20 protein-coding genes and 1 other annotated feature are annotated in these 19,462 nt (G+C 42.6%); of the genes, 1 reads left to right on the top strand and 19 read right to left on the bottom strand.

The window, feature by feature from the left end:
• Positions 1–101: 101 nt before the first annotated feature.
• Positions 102–308, top strand: coding sequence for a DUF2536 family protein (locus tag DET59_RS19700; protein ID WP_113971303.1), 207 nt, complete (start codon positions 102–104; stop codon positions 306–308).
• Positions 309–360: 52 nt separating this feature from the next.
• Here the strand turns inward: DET59_RS19700 and DET59_RS19695 are convergent, their stop codons facing one another.
• From DET59_RS19695 to DET59_RS19605, 19 genes are all read right to left on the bottom strand, one after another.
• A complete protein-coding gene (locus DET59_RS19695; protein ID WP_113971302.1) occupies positions 361–1,080 on the bottom strand; it encodes a YrrS family protein in 720 nt (239 codons plus the stop codon).
• A 137-nt stretch (positions 1,081–1,217) separates the two neighbouring features.
• Positions 1,218–2,975: a peptidoglycan D,D-transpeptidase FtsI family protein gene (locus DET59_RS19690; protein WP_113971301.1), complete on the bottom strand. Its 1,758-nt coding sequence runs from the start codon at positions 2,973–2,975 to the stop codon at positions 1,218–1,220.
• A gap of 99 nt (positions 2,976–3,074) precedes the next feature.
• Positions 3,075–3,551 (bottom strand): transcription elongation factor GreA, encoded by a 477-nt coding sequence (gene greA / locus DET59_RS19685; RefSeq protein WP_113971300.1) that lies wholly within the window; start codon positions 3,549–3,551, stop codon positions 3,075–3,077.
• A gap of 178 nt (positions 3,552–3,729) precedes the next feature.
• Complete coding sequence (gene udk / locus DET59_RS19680) at positions 3,730–4,365, bottom strand: uridine kinase (protein ID WP_044339568.1); 636 nt, start codon at positions 4,363–4,365, stop codon at positions 3,730–3,732.
• A gap of 5 nt (positions 4,366–4,370) precedes the next feature.
• Positions 4,371–5,648: a peptidase U32 family protein gene (locus DET59_RS19675; protein WP_113971299.1), complete on the bottom strand. Its 1,278-nt coding sequence runs from the start codon at positions 5,646–5,648 to the stop codon at positions 4,371–4,373.
• A 37-nt stretch (positions 5,649–5,685) separates the two neighbouring features.
• Positions 5,686–6,615 (bottom strand): peptidase U32 family protein, encoded by a 930-nt coding sequence (locus tag DET59_RS19670; protein WP_113971298.1) that lies wholly within the window; start codon positions 6,613–6,615, stop codon positions 5,686–5,688.
• Positions 6,612–7,259 carry an O-methyltransferase gene (locus DET59_RS19665; RefSeq protein ID WP_113971297.1) on the bottom strand — a complete coding sequence of 216 codons (648 nt, stop codon included), beginning with the start codon at positions 7,257–7,259 and terminating at the stop codon, positions 6,612–6,614. The genes DET59_RS19670 and DET59_RS19665 overlap by 4 nt, the downstream gene beginning before the upstream one ends.
• 200 nt (positions 7,260–7,459) lie before the next feature.
• Complete coding sequence (gene mltG, locus DET59_RS19660; RefSeq protein WP_113971305.1) at positions 7,460–8,599, bottom strand: endolytic transglycosylase MltG; 1,140 nt, start codon at positions 8,597–8,599, stop codon at positions 7,460–7,462.
• Between the two features lie 165 nt (positions 8,600–8,764).
• Entirely contained in the window at positions 8,765–9,058 is a 294-nt protein-coding gene (locus DET59_RS19655; RefSeq protein WP_113971296.1) for a DUF1292 domain-containing protein, read from the bottom strand.
• Positions 9,059–9,072: 14 nt separating this feature from the next.
• Positions 9,073–9,489 carry a Holliday junction resolvase RuvX gene (gene ruvX, locus DET59_RS19650; protein WP_113971295.1) on the bottom strand — a complete coding sequence of 139 codons (417 nt, stop codon included), beginning with the start codon at positions 9,487–9,489 and terminating at the stop codon, positions 9,073–9,075.
• A 3-nt stretch (positions 9,490–9,492) separates the two neighbouring features.
• Positions 9,493–9,759 (bottom strand): IreB family regulatory phosphoprotein, encoded by a 267-nt coding sequence (locus DET59_RS19645; RefSeq protein ID WP_064092452.1) that lies wholly within the window; start codon positions 9,757–9,759, stop codon positions 9,493–9,495.
• A gap of 83 nt (positions 9,760–9,842) precedes the next feature.
• The gene (gene alaS / locus DET59_RS19640) at positions 9,843–12,476 is read right to left on the bottom strand and encodes an alanine--tRNA ligase (RefSeq protein ID WP_113971294.1); all 2,634 of its coding nucleotides are present in this window, start codon (positions 12,474–12,476) and stop codon (positions 9,843–9,845) included.
• 66 nt (positions 12,477–12,542) lie between these two features.
• Positions 12,543–12,771: a binding site (T-box leader), on the bottom strand.
• 76 nt (positions 12,772–12,847) lie between these two features.
• Entirely contained in the window at positions 12,848–13,924 is a 1,077-nt protein-coding gene (locus tag DET59_RS19635) for an AI-2E family transporter (protein ID WP_113971293.1), read from the bottom strand.
• A gap of 108 nt (positions 13,925–14,032) precedes the next feature.
• Entirely contained in the window at positions 14,033–14,173 is a 141-nt protein-coding gene (locus tag DET59_RS19630; RefSeq protein ID WP_113971292.1) for a YrzQ family protein, read from the bottom strand.
• Positions 14,174–14,179: 6 nt separating this feature from the next.
• On the bottom strand, positions 14,180–14,365 hold the full coding sequence (locus tag DET59_RS19625; protein ID WP_034757353.1) for a hypothetical protein: 186 nt from the start codon (positions 14,363–14,365) through the stop codon (positions 14,180–14,182).
• A gap of 203 nt (positions 14,366–14,568) precedes the next feature.
• Positions 14,569–15,570, bottom strand: a complete 1,002-nt coding sequence (gene bioB / locus DET59_RS19620; RefSeq protein ID WP_113971291.1) for a biotin synthase BioB — start codon at positions 15,568–15,570, stop codon at positions 14,569–14,571.
• A 17-nt stretch (positions 15,571–15,587) separates the two neighbouring features.
• Positions 15,588–16,184 carry a biotin transporter BioY gene (locus DET59_RS19615; RefSeq protein ID WP_113971290.1) on the bottom strand — a complete coding sequence of 199 codons (597 nt, stop codon included), beginning with the start codon at positions 16,182–16,184 and terminating at the stop codon, positions 15,588–15,590.
• A gap of 175 nt (positions 16,185–16,359) precedes the next feature.
• Positions 16,360–18,753, bottom strand: a complete 2,394-nt coding sequence (gene recD2 / locus DET59_RS19610) for an SF1B family DNA helicase RecD2 (RefSeq protein ID WP_113971289.1) — start codon at positions 18,751–18,753, stop codon at positions 16,360–16,362.
• A gap of 17 nt (positions 18,754–18,770) precedes the next feature.
• Complete coding sequence (locus DET59_RS19605; RefSeq protein WP_113971288.1) at positions 18,771–19,442, bottom strand: tetratricopeptide repeat protein; 672 nt, start codon at positions 19,440–19,442, stop codon at positions 18,771–18,773.
• Positions 19,443–19,462: the final 20 nt, after the last annotated feature.

Here is a 19,462-nt window from a genome sequence, read left to right as displayed (position 1 = left end):
TATCTTGAGACGTCCAAGTAATAAAGAGAAGTTTCATTTATATGGAAGATTACCCGAGCTCTGAAATAGAGCCTAAACATAATATACGAGGAGGATAAAATATGAATATTTCATTTGACTTAATAGAAGATAAAGTAGAGTTTTTTGAAGCAGATAGCTTACGAACGTTGGAAAAGAAGGTGGATGAACAAATCCAGCATAATAAAGCGATCATGCTGAGCGTTCATCATGTAAATCATGCCGTTTCCATTGATGAGAATGGCAGAAGATTGTATAGCGCGGCGGTTCACTTTAAAGTAAAAAAATGATACAAAAAAGGCTCTTCCTAATTAGGAAAAGCCTTTTTCATTTCATCACATATTAATCTTTATCATTTTCCACTAATTCCTGTACTTTGGTAGGCTGCCATCCTTTGCCGTCCACCCATTGCAGATACACTCTGTATGGGGTTTTTGTATCTTTCGCTGTTACGGTAGCCATGGACTTCTGAGGTCCGCCATTTCCTTCGATAAACCAAACCGTCATATTCTCTTCGGGAATGCCCGTTGCATACGAGGTGGCCTTCACCTTTTCCTGCCAGTCGGCAGATCCCATATCATATGACGATACGTGCTCGCCTGATTGCTCAGTACCAATCGGCTTCCAGTTAGGATGCACCATGGTTTTCTTCACATTGGGTTCGTCACTATCTTCCACTTTTAATTCGCTTTGTTCTTCACCTTCTAATTTAACAGTGTCCTCTTCATCAGAAGCTTTGTCTTTTTGATTTTCTTCATCGCTTTTCTTTTCTTCGTCTTTTTTATCTTCATTTTCTTTTTCCTCAGATTTCTTATTCTCATCTAAAGAAACAGATTTATCGTCTTTTTCAGCATTCTTATTGCTTTTGTCTGAATCTTTTGTTTCAGTATTCTTTGTTTCTGTATCAGCAGCGTTAGATGATGCCTTCTCATCGCCGCCTCCCATCACTATTGTGGCTCCGACAACGACAATCAATAAAAGTACGACTGCAATCATAATGTTCAGTATTTTATTTGAATTCTTCTTGGATCGTTTATCTAATCGAGATTGGTATTTCGCCATTACGTTCCCTCCCTATTATCCTAAACATTTTAACATGACTAGAGGAAAAGAATAAAGCGAAACATTATCCAGCCCAGCTCGTTTCAGTTACTTTCATAAGAAAGGGAAAAAGGTCGCAGGACCATTGTACATCTTGGTTAATCATTCTCTAGATTATAAATGGCATCCACACTATCTTTGAATATCGGATAAATGCCGCCTTCATTTATTTTCACGTCCATGTTGACGGCAACGAGGGAGTATTTAGGATTTTCAAAAGGGAAATATCCTGCGAACCATTTATTGTACAATTCATTTTCCTTCGTTTCTTCTCCACGATAATTCCCTGTCTGGGCCGTTCCCGTTTTACCGGCAATGGTGTAGGCAGCTGTTTGCAGGTATGGGGCTGTTCCCTCTGGGGAGTTCACCACTCCTCTTAAATACTGCTGAAGCTTCATGGCCGTATAAGGAGTGATCGTCTCACCCTTAGCCTCCTGTTTAGGGAAGGAAAACATCTTCGTTCCATTTTGATACTCGACTGCCGATACGGCACTTACCTGATATTTTTCCCCTCCCCTCGCGATGGTGGCCATCATATTGGCCATGCCAAGGGGGGTGACTCGAACTTCTTTTTGTCCGATACCTGTTAAGGAAACAAGATTCGGATCCTCTCTGTCTGTCTCTGAGGTAAAGATTCTTCCAGCGCTTACTTGAAGCTGAGGAAAACTTTCATAATGAAAGACGTTTCCTTTCCAGGCAATATCCCCGAGCAGCCCAACCTTTTCAGCATATTCATCCAGAAGATGATCATCCTTTTCCGTTAGTTCATTCGCCAAATCCGCAAACGTTCGGTTACAGCTGACGGCAAGACTCGTCTTAATATTGATATTACCGTGTGGCTTTTCGGCTGGAGCCCCCCTGATGCCTTCATCACATGCAAACAGCCTGCTTTCATCCACCATTCCTTCGTCCATGGCTGCAGCGGCAACCACGGTCTTAAACACGGATCCGGGAATCAACGCTTTCAGCATGTAATTCGTTGCCCCTCCACTAAACGGGTCACGGCTTTTCATGGAAGGTCTTGATACACTGGCAACGATTTCACTCTTTTCAATATCAAGGAGCAGTAATCCTCCCTTTTGAATGTTATACGTATCGGCGACCTCTTCCAATGCTTTCTGCATCCTGGCATCGATTGTCGTTTTCACATTAAGGGGGTAGAAGGGATTGGCAGGGGCCAGATACTTCACGTCTACACCGAATAGCGGACCACCGATAGCATCCACATGATAGATCAGCTTTGCTTCTTCCTCTGCGACCAGCCACTCGTCAAAGCTTTCTTGAAGGCCGGACACGCCAATTTTCTGATTCGCTCCTTTTACTTTATCCGGATACCGCTTATGAAAGACCTCTGTATTTTCTCCTGTTACTCCGATCAGTTGTGAAGCAGGAACTTGAGTACTTTTGAACTTTTTTGTCAGCGCAAATACTCCCTGGATTTCAAGGCCATTAATGTCACTCATTTGGCTTTCCGTCAGCTGTAACGGCTCTTTTCCGCCAAAGATGATGGGTCCTTTCGCTTCCGCAAGCTTAGATAGGATGGTTTGAGGTGGCACATGGAGTATATCTGCCACTTTTTCTGCTGGCCAGTCCATTTTCTTCAGGAAAGGAAAAAGAACAAGAACATTTTTCTCCGCATACGTAAGTGGTTCCCCGTTCCGATCGAGAAACTCTCCCCGACCTTCATCGATCACCAATTGTTGCGTTCGTTGAGAGACACTTTCTTCCAGAAGATTGATTTGATGTTTCGAATAGGATTCTGTTTGAAATAATTGCAATTGCATCAGTCTACCTGCCAGCGCAAAAAGGGCAAGTAATAAAAAGATACTGAGTAACCTGATTCGTTTTCGTTTCATTTTGTCACCTCGTCCCCATTGTTGACGAGTTTTATGTGAAATAATCTTATTCGCACCATAAAAAAAGAAGAGACTCGATAATGAGTCTCTTCTACATGATCAGCTTACTTCTACAATCTTCACACTCATTTCTCCACCTGGAGTTTGAACGCTTACTTTCGCGCCTACTTTATGTCCCAGAAGGCTCTTCGCGATTGGTGAATCATTTGAAATTTTCCCTTCAAATGGATCCGCTTCTGCACTACCGACGATTGTGTATGTTTCTTTATCTCCGTCCGGCAGTTCAACAAACGTTACTTTTTTCCCTAATTGTACTGTATCTGAGTTCATATCATCTTCTTGAATGATTTTCGCATTGCGAATCATGTTTTCTAAAGTAGAAATACGACCTTCAACAAATGCTTGTTCATCTTTCGCTGCGTCATACTCTGAGTTCTCGGATAAATCTCCAAAGCTTCGGGCGATTTTAATACGCTCAACGACTTCTTTACGTTTAACCGTTTTCAAATTCTCCAGTTCTTTTTCTAACTTCTCTTTACCTTCTGCTGTCATCGGAAATACTTTATCTGTACTCATGACCCTCTTCACTCCTTCTTCTATCTAAGAGTTCCCCATACTCTTTATGTAAATGTTCCTTTGTTAACTATGTAAAGGTAGGGAATGGAGAGAGAATTCATTCTCTCTCCATTCCCTGCTTCTTTACAATGTGGGAAAATGTAAAATCTACCTATATGTCTTTATCTATGCTATCGTATTACAAAAATGACTTTTGTTCAAGAATAGTTTGAATTTTTGTTACCATTAAATCGATTGCTACGTGATTATGACCACCTTCAGGAATGATCACGTCAGCATATCGCTTCGTCGGTTCGATAAATTGATTATGCATAGGACGAACAACTGTAATGTATTGATCAATGACGGAATCAATGGAACGACCCCGCTCTTTAATATCGCGAAGCATTCTTCTGATGATGCGAAGATCGGCATCTGTATCTACATATAGCTTAATATCCATTAAGTTACGCAATCTTTCATCTTCTAATACTAAAATTCCTTCTAAAATAATAACATCTTTCGGTTCAACTAGAATCGTATCGTCAGAACGGGTATGCATTTTATAATCATATACCGGTTTATTTACGGGTTGATGATCTAAAAGACCGTGAAGATGTTGAATCAATAGATCATTATCAAAGGCCAATGGATGATCATAATTCGTTTTCAGACGTTCCTCAAAAGGTAGATTCGATTGATCTTTATAATAATAATCCTGCTGCAGCATTAAAATCGAATGACCTTGAAATTGCTCATAAATGGCTTTGGTAACACTTGTTTTACCTGAGCCGGATCCTCCTGCTACACCAATCACAACGGGTTTATGCTTCATAAGTATTAGGTGTTCTCCTTTCGCATCATGTTATCAGGATATACTCTCTGATGAACCTTGAATTTCACAATTTGTAATGGGTGACGTGCAACATCAAGCTCATTTCCTTTTTCATCCCACATCTTCTCGACAACTTGCGTAAAGTTTGAGATTTCAGGACCGAAAAATTCTACTTCTTGTCCTGTTTTGAAATGGTTTCTCTGTTGCAGGGTGACGATTTGCGTTTCTTCGTCGTAATCTAACACAAGTCCGACAAATTCATAATTTGTGTTTTTCTTATTATGAACACCAAACATTTGCTCCTTGAAGCCTGGCACTCCCTCAAAAAATGCTGGAGCTGTATCACGGTTCGCACATTTATCGAGTTCTTCGAGCCATTGTTGCTGAATCGTAAAATTATCGGGATCTTTACAGTATTCGTCAATCACTTTACGGTATACGCTTACGACAGTGGCTACGTAGTGAATGGACTTCATACGTCCCTCGATTTTCAGGCTGTCAATGCCCAATTCAATCATTCTCGGAATGGATTCAACCAGCTTTAAATCTTTCGGACTCATGGCAAAAGGAGCATCACCGTTTTCGTAAAGAGGATTCTCATTCCCTCCGTCCGCTTCATATAAGTCGTAATCCCAACGACATGATTGACAGCACCCGCCACGATTTGAGTCACGGGCGGTCATATGGTTACTTAATGTGCAGCGGCCGGAGTAGGCAATGCACATTGCCCCATGGATAAAGGTCTCGATTTCAATATCCACCTTTTCTTTCATTTCACGGATTTCGTCGCCGCTTGCTTCACGTGCCAATACCACTCGATCGAGTCCTTCTTCCTTCCAGAACTGAACCGCTTTCCAGTTTGAAAGGGACTGCTGGGTACTTAAATGCACCTCCACTTTTGGTGCGACCCTCCTGCATGTTTCAATGATGAGTGGGTCAGCGACAATAATTCCCGCAACTCCCGCTTCCTGAAGTCCACGCAGGTAGTCTCCGAGACCATCCATATTCTCATTATGGGCATAGATGTTGGTTGTTACATAAATTTTGGCGCCATAACCTCTCGCAAACTCCACACCCTCTTTCATTTGTTCGAGGGTGAAATTCCCGGCGTTTGAGCGCAGGCCGTATTCCTGTCCGCCAATATAGACTGCATCTGCACCGTAATGGACAGCGATCTTCAATTTCTCCAGATTACCGGCAGGAGCCAGTAACTCAGGTTTCTTCACAATGACACGTCTTCCATCTACTATCTTGGATATGGGTTTTTTCACAACCGTGGTCATCGTAACTCCTCCGTTCTGATCTATCTTCATTTCGTTCTTAATACACCGTTTCTTTAAAGAAAAATCCAGTATCCAATGGACGATTTTCAGGTTGCAGGCTCTTCGCTTCTTCCAAAAATCCGTCTTTTTTCTCGTCATATTGATCTTCGTCTTCTATATATAGATCAATGGCTTTACGATATAGTTTCGTTACTTCCAATATATATTCTGATGATTTCCGGACCCCATCGATTTTGAAAGAATCAATGCCGGCTTCGATCATTTCACCCAGTTCATCGACGATGCACATATCATTCGGACTCATAATATGGGTGCCGTTCTCATCTTCATAGATTGGGTATTTATTATGACGTTCTTCATCGTGCAGGAACATATTACGTTGTTCTTTACGGTTTTCAATCTCCATCGCCTTGCCTCTATACTCAAAATAATTACCTAGTAATGAGCGTTTTGATTGGAACATGCAGGTCATTCCGTGGACCTGGACCTCGATTTCAACCTCAGCATTTTCTTTCATCTCCACGATGGTATCCATGCTTAATTCCCGGGCCAGAACAGCGCGTTTCGCCCCTTTTCTGCCCCAATAATTACATGTATACCAATTGGTGGCGGTCGTTTCCGTGTTCCAATGAAGAGGCATATCCGGCGCCACTTCACGGGCAGCCATTAACACAGCAGGGTCACCGAACACGATCGCATCCGCACCGGCGTCTTTTAGAAAGGCAATATAGTCGTCAAGTTCAGAAATTTTATCATTATGGAAAAGGGCGTTCATGGCGACATACACTTTTTTACCAAGTTTGTGGGCCGCTTTGATCGCTTCGGCTACATCTTCTCTTGAAAACTCTCCTGCAAGCCTTAAGCCATACCTTTGTTCACCAACCATAAACGCATCCGCTCCCGCCAATGCCAACGGTTCAATATCACAAACAGAGACAGGGGTCACGAGTAATTCTGGTTTTTTCATGAGCGATCACCTCTTTTTTTACTGATGGCAATACCGTCTCCAACGGGTAAAATACTCGTATCAAATTGCCCATGATTCATGAGCCATTCATTATAATTCTTTAATTTTTTCACCATGTTCCGAATTCTTTTCTGTTCTACTTCTTCTTGGGCGACAAGTCCCTTAAACAAGACATTATCCGAGTAGACGACCCCTTCTTCTGACAGCATTTCAGAGTAGAGTTCAAAGAATTTAAGGTATTGTCCCTTGGCAGCATCGATAAATATCGCATCAAAAGGGCCGTGCTTTTCTACTTCTTCGCCGAGCTCCAAGGCATCACCGAATAAAGTTACGATCCTCTTACGGTCCTCTGAACGAGACAGAAAGCTCTGAGCTGCGTCGAACCTTTCTTCGTCCCGTTCAAGAGTGACGATCGTCGAGTGGGGAAGAGCCTCCGCCATCCTGAGAGCGGAATAGCCAATGGCAGTCCCGATTTCCAAGATGCGTTTCGGTTGTTGTATACGTAACATCCCCAGCAATGCTTCAATCCCTACCAGCTCCATAATCGGAACATTATGAGCTTCTGCATATTGCTCCATCTCAGCAAGTAGAGGGGGACGTTCTTTCACGATTGATTCTATATAGTGAATAACCTGTTCGTTCATAAATAAGCCTCACGATCATGTTCAAAAGTGGTCTCGGGAAACGATCCATTCTTTAGACAACATGAAAAGAAGAAAGCTACAATGAGCTTTCTACTTCACACACATCTTCATAAAGATATCGCCCGTATATAAAAATAACTTGTACTATTTTATCACATAGAGAAGAGGAAAGCGAATATTTCTTTCCTCTTCTCACCAGGCTATTCTTCTTTGTTTGTAATATACTTCGCCTTTTTCTCGTTATGTTCTTCTAATGTTTCAGAATAATAAACGGATCCATTGGAAGAAGCCAGGAAATAGTAATATTCTGTATCCTCTGGTTCTAAAGCCGCTTCAATCGAAGAGACACCGGCATTCGCGATCGGGCCGGGTGGTAACCCCTTCACTTGATATGTGTTATAAGGTGAATCCACTTCCAGATCTTTGTAGACGGTTCTTTTTTTATGTTGACCTAGTGCATAAAGCACCGTAGGATCGGTTTGAAGAGGCATACCTTCTTCCATACGATTATAGAAAACACTTGAGATTTTCCCTCTGTCTGCTTTTTCTGTTGCTTCTTCTTCAATGAGGGAAGATAACGTAAGAAGCTCATGAGCCGTGTATTCCCTATCTGCCATCGCTCCCTCATATTGAGCGAGGACTTCATTCGTTTGGGCAATCATCTTCGTTAAGATGGCTTCTAAAGAAGGCTTTTTCTCATAGAAAGGGTACGTCGCAGGATAGAGGTATCCTTCCAACGGACGTTTAATACCATCCTTTAATATTTCATCAGTTATCAATGCCGGATATTCCTGTTTTAATTGCTCGAGCCATTTCTTATCTTTTAATTTTTCTTCAATTTCGTCTTTTTTGTATGGGGACTTATCAGCAATAAGCTCAGCGATTTGGTCTAATTGCAGTCCCTCGGGTATGGTAATCTTGAATTCTGCTTTTCTCATTACCTTCCCTGTTTTTAAGCTATTCACAATTTCATTTAATGTCATGGAAGGTGTCAAGTCATAAGAACCTGCCTGAAAACCGGATTCATTGTTGAATTTGACATAGTATTTAAAAATCGTAGAATTCTTAACGATTCCTTCTTCCTCGAGAATGTTCCCGATGGATGTCACTCCAGAGCCTATGGGTATTTCGACTTTTACTGGTTTCGTATTGTCCGGATCGACGGGTTTTAATGCTGAATTCACATAAAGGTATCCACCAATGGCCGTTCCTCCAATAATAATGACAAGACAAAGAATGACAAGTCCTACTATTTTTCTAATGACCTTTGCCTCCTCTTGTCTTTCCAGCAGTTTTTTCATAAGTGTTTCTTTTATGTTTTTCTTTTTATCCAAAGCTATATTTCCCCCTTTCGAGCAAAAAAGCGGGATATCCGTCAAACGTAATTCGACATCATCTCCACTATTATACAATATTTTGCACAAAGTGAAACAGGGACCTGCAAAAAGGTGAATTTTTTGTCCCTTTTTGCGGTCCCTGTTCTGTATGAAACTATAGCTTACTGCTTATTCTGCGTCTTCTTCTTCTTCGTCTAAGAAAGTGTTTAACATTTCTTCGATCATGTCCCACTCTTCTTCTGTTTCAATCGGCTTTAATTCGCCTTCTTGTCCTTCGTCTCCCGGAAGGAAAGCAGAAGCGTGAATTTCGATTTCTTCTTCGTCGTTCTCATCTGCTCCCAGTGGATAGTATAGGACATATGATTTATTGAATTTATCTGATTCAAACGTGAAAAGAACCTCGCATAATTGTTCATTTCCTTGTTCGTCAACTACTGTAATTTGTTTTTCTCCGTGTTCCATGAACATTCACCTCATTATTTTTGGCTATCAAGATATCCTTGAAGGATCATCATCGCAGCCATTTTATCGATTACTTTCTTCCGTTTCTTCCTACTTACATCGGCTTCTAAAAGGACTCGTTCCGCAGCCATCGTACTCAGTCGTTCATCCCAGTATTTAACGGGAAGGGATAACTCTTGCTGAATTAAATCTCCATAAGCTTTAGACGCTTCTCCCCGGGGACCAATGGAGTTGTTCATGTTTTTAGGCAATCCGACTACAACTGTATCCACCTGGTACTCTTCGGCAAGTTCCTTTAATCTGTCGATCCGGAACACACCTTGATCTTCGTCAATCTTAATCGTTTCAATTCCTTGAGCGGTCCAACCAAGCTCATCGCTAATTGCGACTCCCACTGTTTTAGAGCCGACATCTAAACCCATTACACGCATGTATTATCCCTCTTTGTGCTGTTTCAAATACGATTTGACTAATTCTTCGATGATCTCATCACGTTCTAAACGGCGGATGATATTTCTGGCGTCTTGATGTCTGGGAATGTAAGCAGGATCTCCAGATAATAAGTACCCTACGATTTGATTGATCGGGTTGTACCCTTTTTCTTGAAGAGCATCATGAACCTGCAGGAGAACTTCCCTCACGTCATGCTCGAACGGCTCCTCTGAAAAATCAAACCGCATCGTTTTGTCAAAAGAACTCATTTTTAGCACCTCTCTTTAGGCTTGTCTTTTTGACAACCGAATTGTTAATCGTTACCTACATTGTACACCACTTTCACAAGGAGTTAAATGGATTTGACCCATTCTTCTACAATTTGCAGTGCTTCTTCAACTTTTTCCGGGTGTTTACCCCCGGCTTGAGCCATGTCCGGACGGCCACCGCCTCCTCCACCACAGCGTGAAGCTACTTCTTTAACAAGTTTTCCAGCATGATATCCTTTTTCGACTAAGTCCTTCGTAACTCCTGCAATGATCGTAACTTTATCGTCCCCAGTTGTTGCCAATACAATAACCCCGGAGCCCAATTTCAGTTTAAGATCATCCATCATGGTACGCAATCCATTGCTATCTCCAGCAGCCACTTTCGCGGATAGAACATTCACCCCGTCAATGACTTTGACTTGATCCGTTAAGCTACCTGCTTCTATGTTAGACAACTTTGCGGATAATGATTCATTTTCTCTTTGAAGCTCTTTCATTTCTACTAATAAAGAGTCAACGCGATTGATGACTTCTTTAGGATTCGCTTTAAGTTTGCCTGCTACTTCCTTCAGTTGAGAAACCTGTTCATTCAACACTTTATAAGCATTCTCTGCTGTAACAGCTTCAATCCTTCTCGTACCTGCTCCAATCCCGCTTTCAGACAGAATCTTAAATAACCCGATTTCAGACGTGTTCGATACATGACAACCACCACATAGCTCTAAACTATATTCTCCAATCGATACGACACGAACTTCTTCGCCGTATTTTTCTCCGAATAAAGCCATGGCACCCATCGCTTTAGCCTCTGATAAGGATTTAAGGGCTGTGTTCACTGAAATAGCCTTCCAAACCTTCTCATTGACGATGGTTTCGATTCGCTCAATCTCTTCCTGGGAAACAGAACCGAAATGAGAGAAGTCGAATCGCAGACGATCTGGTTCCACTAAAGAACCTGCCTGGTTTACATGATCTCCGAGAACATCTTTCAATGTCTGATGAAGGATGTGAGTAGCTGTGTGATTTTTCTCCACTCTTGTTCTGGATTCACGGGACACTTTAGCCAGCACCTGTGCATGCTGCTCTAACGTACCCTCTTCAACGATGGCAGAGTGAAGGTTTTGGCCATTAGGCGCTTTCTTGACGTTTGTCACCAACACTTTCACACCCATAGCTTCAATGTACCCTTTATCGCCGATTTGTCCGCCGCTCTCTGCGTAGAAAGGTGTCTGGTCCAGAATGAATTGACATTCCTGTCCTTTATCTACTTTAGGCTGACGCTCATTGTCAACCAGCAGTTCAAGAATAGTAGCAGTCGTTTCTAGAGTGTCATACCCTACGAAGCGACTTTCTACCGTGATGTCACTAAGGACTCCGCCCTGCACCTGCATGCTTCCTACATCCTGGCGAGCCGATCTCGCTCTTTCACGCTGGGCTTCCATCTCTTTATCAAAACCTTCATGATCCACTGTTAATCCTTCTTCTTCTGCATATTCTTCCGTTAACTCAACCGGGAAGCCGTACGTATCATACAAACGGAAGACATCCTCACCTGGAACGATCTTATTACCTGCAGATTTTTGTACCTTGATGATGGAAGAAAGAATTGCAAGCCCCTCGTTCAATGTTTCGTGGAAGCGATCTTCTTCATTTTTCACTACTTTTTGGATGAATTCCGCTTTTTGTTTCACTTCCGGATAGAAATCCACCATGATTTCAGAAACAACCGGGACCAATTCATACATGAATGGACGGTTGATTTCGATTTGTTTCGCAAATCGAACCGCACGGCGAAGCAGTCTTCTTAATACATAGCCGCGGCCTTCATTGGATGGAAGAGCTCCGTCACCGATGGCAAAGGAAACCGTTCTGATATGATCGGCGATGACCTTGAACGCTACGTCGAGGTCACTGTCTGTTCCGTAAGACTTACCGGAAATTTCTTCTGTCGCCTTTATAATTGGAATGAATAAATCGGTATCAAAGTTTGTCGGTACTTCTTGTACGACACATGCCATACGTTCAAGTCCCATACCGGTATCGATATTCTTCTTAGGGAGCGGAGTGTACGTTCCATCAGGGTTATGATTGAATTGTGAGAACACAAGATTCCATACCTCAAGGTAACGATCATTCTCTCCACCCGGATATAATTCAGGGTCTTCAGGATTGTCCCCGTATTCCGGCCCACGATCGTAGAAGATTTCTGTATTCGGGCCACTTGGACCTTCCCCGATATCCCAGAAGTTCCCTTCGATGCGAATGATCCGTTCAGCTGGTACGCCAACTTGTTTGTTCCAGATGTCAAATGCTTCGTGATCTTCAGGATGAATGGTAACAGATAGGTATTCAGGATCAAAGCCGACCCATTTTTTATCCGTTAAGAACTCCCAAGCCCATTCAATCGCTTCTACTTTAAAATATTCTCCGATCGAGAAGTTTCCAAGCATTTCGAAAAACGTGTGATGGCGTGCAGTTTTCCCTACGTTTTCAATATCATTTGTACGAATCGACTTTTGGGCATTCACGATCCTAGGATTTTGAGGGATGACACGTCCATCGAAATATTTCTTTAATGTCGCTACCCCACTATTGATCCATAAAAGGGACGGATCCTCATGTGGGACTAATGGTGCACTTGGTTCCACCCCATGTCCTTTTTCCTGAAAGAAATCTAAAAACTTCTGACGAATTTCTGCGCCTGTTAATTTGTTCACTTGAAACTTCCTCCTTTAATGATTATGTATGGTTAAAAAAGAATACAAAAAAGCCCTCATCCCTAAAACAGGGACGAGAGCTGTTTCTCGCGGTACCACCCTGGTTATGAATAAAGGAAAGCCCTTCCGCTTTTCTTATATTCATCCCTCAAAACACCTTAACGCGGATAGACGGCAGGCTTTACCTGCACTCAGGATTAGCATTCGGTTATCCTTCATCTGAAATCCCTTGCAGCCTGGGGGATTCCTCTCTGGTAGATGGGCTATAACCTACTCGGTCCTTCATAGCTTTCATTTTATACGAATACTTGTATATGTTGGATTATAGAAATATTCACTGTATTTGTCAATGTTGATTGTTATTTTTCCAGTTAATCTTCCCCTGCTGTATGAATGAAATGGGTTCGTCCATGTAAAATCGCTACTTTTACCACAGCTAAAAAAGGTACTGCCACAATCATGCCGATCACACCCCCTACTTCACCGCCAATGATAAGGGCAGCCATAATAAACAGTGGATGCATATGAAGGCTTTTTCCGACAATGAGGGGTGATAAGATATTCCCCTCCAGAAATTGAAGAATGACGACCATGATGACGACATATATCATCATATTGACGGAAATCGTACTTGCCACGATGGCTGCTGGAACGGCTCCGATAATCGGTCCGAAATAGGGGATTACATTGGTTACTCCAATGATCAATCCGAGGATCAGGGGATACTTCATACCAATCAACCAGAGCGTCAATGCTGAAAGTCCCCCAATGATCAAACATACTAAAAGCTGTCCCCGGATATAGCCTCCCAGCGATTCATCCACATCCTTTGAGAATGAAATAGCGCTGTTCCTCCATTTTTTAGGAGTAAGCTGCCACAGAAATTTTTTCACTTTCGTAATATCCTTTAATAAATAAAAGGACACGAAGGGAATGATCGCAACAAGCAGCAGGCTGTTCATAAACTTCATGACAGTAGCCAGAACGACTGCCACCAGTCCCGTCAACCAGGCTTCGACCCCGTCGATTCTTTCCTCTAATTGAGATTGTATTCCGTCAGGCCAAGTGGAGGTCTCACTTTGTACATAGTCCAGCCACCTCTGGTACTGTTTTGTAAATAGTGGCGCATTCTCTGATAAATCTTTCAGCTGATGTATGATGATCGGAGTTCCCTTATAGACCGCGTATCCCAATCCTCCGAAGAATAGGATGTAGATGAGCATGATGGCTATTCCTCTATGAATGCCCGCCTCATGGATTTTTTCTACTATAGGATGAAGCAAGTAGGCAATGAAGCCCCCTATCAAGAAAGGCAGGAGCGAAAAAAACAATACTTCGAGGACCGGATGCCATACAGGCTTTAATAAATAGAGAATATATAGGAATAAAGCAAGAATAAGGGCAATTGAAAGTCGGTACAACCATTTGGCATAGGGTCTCTTTTCCATCATCAACACCTCCTTCTCTTCTCTATTCTTCGAAGATAGAAGGGTGTTTTATTCATTCAGGTGTAAACATAAAAAAAAGACTGACCCGAAAGTCAGCCTTTTTAGCTGTTAAAAAAGTTTCTTTACTTGTTTACGAATTCGTTTCATTTGTCTTTGGTTCATCATATTGGATCTTTGTGAATAGATGGAAGCCGCAATTCCTGCTCCAAAACCAACGATGGATGCAAATGTTTTGTTCAAGAAAGACACCTCTTCCTAGCTTAGTCGGCGTTCTTCCTCATCAAACAAGTCGTCTAAGGAGCTCAGTGATCCATCCTCTTCCACTTGATGAGTATGAATGACTCCCTTTGACAAGGAAAGCTCTATATAGCAACCCCAACAATAATATTGGTTGATGCCGATCTTTCCGATATCTTTGCTCTGACAATTTGGACACTTCATCGGTAAGGTTCACCTCTATTACACCAAACCTGGTGTGTATTCCCTACCATCATGACCAATCCGAGCCCGTTTTATACTTGTTCAATGAGAATATCAGCCCAAACGATGTTTAATCACCGTTCTTATATAGTGTGGGATATTTTCTTGATTTCATAAGGAGTAACCTTTTCCAAAGCACCCACCTAAATTTACTTATTCGATTTTCATGATGTGGCCTGCTCCCTTACTTCCTTCACATAATCAACCTCAAACCCCAGATCTTCAAGCATTTGGTGGTCTGCTGTGCCTTCCTGGCCGGCTGTCGTTAAGTAATCACCAACGAAAATCGAGTTGGCCGGATAAAGTCCCAGTGGCTGTAAACTGCGAAGATTCACTTCCCGGCCCCCTGAAATCCGGATCTCTTTAGTCGGGTTGATGAAACGCATTAAACAAAGAACCTTCAAACAATATCTCGGATCGAGGTCGTTTGTTCCTTCAAGAGGTGTACCATCTATAGCATGCAAGAAGTTCACGGGAATGGAGTCGGCATCCAGCACCTTTAAACTGCGGGACATATCAACCACATCCTGCAATGTCTCTTTCATGCCGACTATGATTCCGGAACAGGGAGAAATCCCTTGTGCTTTCGCTTGTTCAACGGTATTCACCCTGTCTTCATATGTATGGGAAGTGGTGATGTTTTCGTGATGGTTCTCTGAAGTATTGATGTTATGGTTATAACGGTCCACGCCTGCTTCTTTTAGCCGTTTCGCCTGATCGTCTTTTAGTAAGCCTAAACATGCACATACTTTTAAATTATATTGCTCTTTGATTTCCTTTACTGCTGAAACCACATGATCGACTTCCCGATTGCTCGGGCCTCTTCCACTCGCCACAATACAATATGTTCCCACATTTAGCTGATGAGCATTTTCAGCTCCTTTTAGAATGGTCTCTTTATCCACCATTCGATATTTCTCGATCGGAGCATTTGAAACAATGGACTGTGAACAATAGCCGCAGTTTTCAGGGCATAACCCTGATTTCGTATTGATGATCATATTTAATTTCACTTTGTTCCCATAATAATGCTTACGAATCAAATAAGCGCTATGCAATAATTCCAGAAGCTCGTCATCCGGACTTTGTAAAATCGATAAAGCTTCTTCATTTGTGATTTCTTCTCCCTCGATCACTCCAAGTGCCAGTTCCTTCCACGTTCTCATGTGAAATCCCTCCCTTTTTAAGCCGCTCTTTTTATATTCTTAAATGTACTCTTCGATAGGACCGATTTCTCCAGGCGATGAGCCATCATTCCAGCACAAACGGCTAATATGATATCCTTCGGTAAAGGAACCACCATCCAGGCCCAGGCAAGTTTATAGGTGAATCCTTCAGGAGCTGCAGCCCAAAGCTTGTACGCTGCATACATCCAGTTCGTTCCGACCACGTAATTGACAGTCATCCCGACTAGTGCCGCGAAAATGTATACCTTGACTCCTTTATGTTTTTCTACGATTTTTCCTGTAATGTAAGCTGTGAAAATAAATGATACGATGAACCCGAATGTCGGACTCACAATAGAAGATAACCCTGCTCCAAATCGTGCAAATACAGGAACACCCACGAGTCCCACCAATGCGTACACTATCATGGAAATCGCCCCGATCCTGCTGCCAAGGATCGCTCCTGCTAAAATGGCGAAGAATGTTTGTAACGTAATGGGAACACCGCCCACTACCATAAAAGGTACGAATGTCGTGATGTTGGCACCAATCGCCATAAGTGCCACAAACATCCCTGCCAGTGTAAGATCGATTGTCCTTAATTTTCTGTTCATCTGTCTTCCCCCATCTCTCATTTTTCTACAAGATAAGGATATCGCTTTCAACAAATATATGTCAACTTTAATTTACTTCAAGTTAACATTAATCGTTATTATTAGAGACAGTAAACCAATAGAAAAAGGTCAACGAATGAATGGTTTCTACAGGAGAAATATTCATTCGTTGACCTTATGCTTTCATGAAATCATAGGGGCTGATGCCTTCCATTCCAATCATTGGATCCTCATTCAGCAGGGTTTCTTCAATGGGTAAGCCTTCATCAGGAGAGCCTGCTGTGTTCTCTTCAGCAGCGCTTAAACCTTTCAGTTTTTCGCTCAGGGTGGTTTTGCGGAGAAAATCATCTTCTCTCTCCACTCCAAGGGTAAAAGCATCAAGCTCTCCACAAAGAATGAGGAATTGCTTGCTCCTGGTGATGGCCGTGTATAGAAGATTTCTTCTCAGCATGCGATAATAGCTTTTCACGACAGGTAAAATCACAATGGGAAACTCACTTCCTTGTGACTTATGGATCGAGCAGCAATATGCATGGGTAATTTGCGTGAGATCCTGCCTTGTATAGGTGACCTCATTTCCTTCATATGAAACAATGATCATATCTTGCTTCTCGGTGTTTTCCTTTGCATAAAAGATCGAGACGATTTCACCGATATCCCCGTTGAAAACATTGCTTTCAGGCTGATTGACCAGCTGAAGCACCTTATCCCCAATACGATACTTCACATCTCCAAAGGCAATTTCTTTCCGGGTACCGTCATTGCTGTTGAAGATTTCCTGAAGGAGTTCATTCAACCGATCGATACCTGCAGGGCCACGATACATAGGAGCAAGGACCTGGATATCCTTTGGGGAGTACCCTTTTTTCTTCGCGTTCTCAACGATTTTTTGAACGACTTCGGATATTTGATTCGTTCTGCATGGGAAGAAGGATCGATCCTTTTGCTGTTTGGTCAGATCTTGAGGAACCTTTCCCCTTTTCATATAGTGAGCAAGCTCAATAATGGAAGAGCCCTCTTCCTGTCTATAAATATCCGTTAACCTGACTGTTGGCACCACTTCCGACTTCAATAGGTCCTTTAGTACCTGGCCGGGACCGACAGACGGTAATTGATCTTCATCCCCGACAAATATCACTTGAATATCCTCAGGCAGGGCCTTCAATAATTGATGGGCAAGCCATGTGTCAACCATGGACACTTCATCCACAATTAACAACTTTCCTTCAATCGCCCGTTCTTCATCACTCTGAAACCCTTCTTGACCGTTCCAGCCTAAAAGACGGTGAATGGTCATGGCAGGGAGGCCCGTGGATTCTGTCATGCGCTTAGCCGCTCGACCAGTCGGGGCTGTCAGCAAGACAGGGAAGGGTTCATCTTTGTAATCCTTGGGATCCAAGGAGCAGCCATGAAGATCAGCAAACAGCTCCACAATCCCCTGAATGACGGTCGTCTTACCGGTACCAGGTCCTCCGGTCAACAGGAGCATGGGGGACATTAACGCTGTTTCGATGGCTTCTTTTTGGGAAGGTGCGTATTGTACCCCCAGCCGGTCCTCGAGTGCTCCAAGTGACAGAAGAAATTCGGATTGAGGGAATTGGTCTTTGTATTGGGTTTGAGACATAATCTTTTCAATGTTTGTCACAATCCCTTTTTCAGAGAAGTAGAGAGAAGGAACATACACTTTTGTGCCTTCTCCAATGACTTTACTCTCTTCCTCCAAGGAAACCAGTTGACTGGATATTTCAGTGTAATCGACCTTTTCAGGCTGACTTTTCTCAAGGAGCTCCTTCACCGTTACAATGAGCTCTTCTGCTTCGAGATACACATGTCCCTGCTTCACACATGTTTGCTCAAGGGTGTATAAACAGCCTGCTTTGATCCGGTCAGGATGACTGCCTGTCAAACCGATCTTAGACCCGATCTCATCGGCCCGGGTAAAGCCGATTCCTTCAATATCTTCCACGAGCTTATAGGGGTTACTTTGAATGATTTCAAGTGCCTGCTCTTTATAGGCCTGATAGACCTTCATGGAAATTTGGGGTCCAAACCCCAGATCATTCAGCATGATCATGACCCGCTCCAAGCCTTGATGCTCGGAAAGCGTATCATAAATACTTTTCGCCTTTTCCTTTGGAAGCTTTGGAATTTCATCCAGGAGGCTTGGATTTTCGAGTATTTTGGTGATGGCATTTTCCCCGATGTGCTCCACTATCTTCTCAGCTGTTTTCTTCCCGATTCCTTTAAATAAATCACTTGATAAATAATGGACGACACCTTGTGTGGTTTGTGGGATTTCTTTCTTGAAATGCTTCGCATGAAACTGCATGCCAAACTTTGGGTGCTCTTGAAACCTCCCGTAAAACACATAGGTCTCATCTTCATGTATCTTGGGAAAATTCCCGGTTACGACTGCTTCTTTGTCTTCATAAGAATCATTCGTTTCGTCCACCCGGATCCGGACCACGGTATAAAGATTTTCCTCATTATGAAAAATGGTGACAAGGTGCCTTCCTTTTATATAGATTTCTTCCTCACCAAACAGCTTTAAAGAATCTTGCTGGCTCAAATCAGTGAACCCCCTAACTATTCACTTTGTTCATTTTTTAGCTTTTCGATCATCTTGATGCCATAGCCCGCCAGCATATGATCTGGTTGAACTTCGATTGCTTTGTTGAAATACATCAGTGCCATATCTGCATCATCCTTATGTCCTGCATAGGCAACCCCTAAGTTATAGTAAGCATCTGCATGAGTTGGATCTGCTTCCACTACTTGAGATAATTGCGCAATGGCTTCTTCGTATGCTTCGACCTTCGCCAAGCATAGACCTAACTGGAAGCGCGCCTCTATGTCCTCTTCATTCAGTTCGACACTTCGTTGTAAGTAAGGAAGTGAGAGCTTCGGCTGCTCTAATTGGAACAAGCTGACTCCAAGCATAAAATAAACGTCGGCATTTTCCATTCCTTTCGAAACAGCTTTCTCAAACTGATCCTTAGCTTCATCAAAGTTATTTTCATTAAAGTACAGGTTCCCCAGGGAATAGTAGGCTGCCCCCGCATTCTCGTCGATCGAGATTGCCCGTTCGAAAAACTTCTTCGCCTTTTCATTGTCTCCAACCGACATTAATACGTTCCCGAAATTAATATATCCGACAGGATCCTTAGGGTTTTCTTCGATGGCTTCAGTAAAAAGCTTCACAGCCTCTTCTACTTTTCCTTCTTGTAATAACTCGATTCCTTTTAAATTCTTATCCAATTCAAACACCTCTATATTGT

This window comes from Rossellomorea aquimaris, from assembly GCF_003315075.1.
In the GTDB taxonomy this organism is placed as follows: domain Bacteria; phylum Bacillota; class Bacilli; order Bacillales; family Bacillaceae_B; genus Rossellomorea; species Rossellomorea aquimaris_C.
This window is presented reverse-complemented; position numbering and strand designations above follow the sequence as displayed.

Coding starts and splice junctions, on each gene's coding strand:
- DET59_RS19675 (WP_113971299.1), bottom strand. CDS start 5,648: ATGACCACGGTTGTGAAAAAACCCATATCCAAGATAGTAGATGGAAGA.
- DET59_RS19700 (WP_113971303.1), top strand. CDS start 102: ATGAATATTTCATTTGACTTAATAGAAGATAAAGTAGAGTTTTTTGAA.
- DET59_RS19665 (WP_113971297.1), bottom strand. CDS start 7,259: ATGAACGAACAGGTTATTCACTATATAGAATCAATCGTGAAAGAACGT.
- greA (WP_113971300.1), bottom strand. CDS start 3,551: ATGAGTACAGATAAAGTATTTCCGATGACAGCAGAAGGTAAAGAGAAG.
- DET59_RS19655 (WP_113971296.1), bottom strand. CDS start 9,058: ATGGAACACGGAGAAAAACAAATTACAGTAGTTGACGAACAAGGAAAT.
- udk (WP_044339568.1), bottom strand. CDS start 4,365: ATGAAGCATAAACCCGTTGTGATTGGTGTAGCAGGAGGATCCGGCTCA.
- bioB (WP_113971291.1), bottom strand. CDS start 15,570: ATGAGAACGTGGAAGGAACTGGCACTTGGAGTGATCGAGGGAGAAGAA.
- DET59_RS19695 (WP_113971302.1), bottom strand. CDS start 1,080: ATGGCGAAATACCAATCTCGATTAGATAAACGATCCAAGAAGAATTCA.
- DET59_RS19670 (WP_113971298.1), bottom strand. CDS start 6,615: ATGAAAAAACCAGAATTACTCGTGACCCCTGTCTCTGTTTGTGATATT.
- ruvX (WP_113971295.1), bottom strand. CDS start 9,489: ATGCGTGTAATGGGTTTAGATGTCGGCTCTAAAACAGTGGGAGTCGCA.
- DET59_RS19645 (WP_064092452.1), bottom strand. CDS start 9,759: ATGAGTTCTTTTGACAAAACGATGCGGTTTGATTTTTCAGAGGAGCCG.
- DET59_RS19615 (WP_113971290.1), bottom strand. CDS start 16,184: ATGAACAGAAAATTAAGGACAATCGATCTTACACTGGCAGGGATGTTT.
- DET59_RS19635 (WP_113971293.1), bottom strand. CDS start 13,924: ATGGAAAAGAGACCCTATGCCAAATGGTTGTACCGACTTTCAATTGCC.
- DET59_RS19625 (WP_034757353.1), bottom strand. CDS start 14,365: ATGAAGTGTCCAAATTGTCAGAGCAAAGATATCGGAAAGATCGGCATC.
- DET59_RS19690 (WP_113971301.1), bottom strand. CDS start 2,975: ATGAAACGAAAACGAATCAGGTTACTCAGTATCTTTTTATTACTTGCC.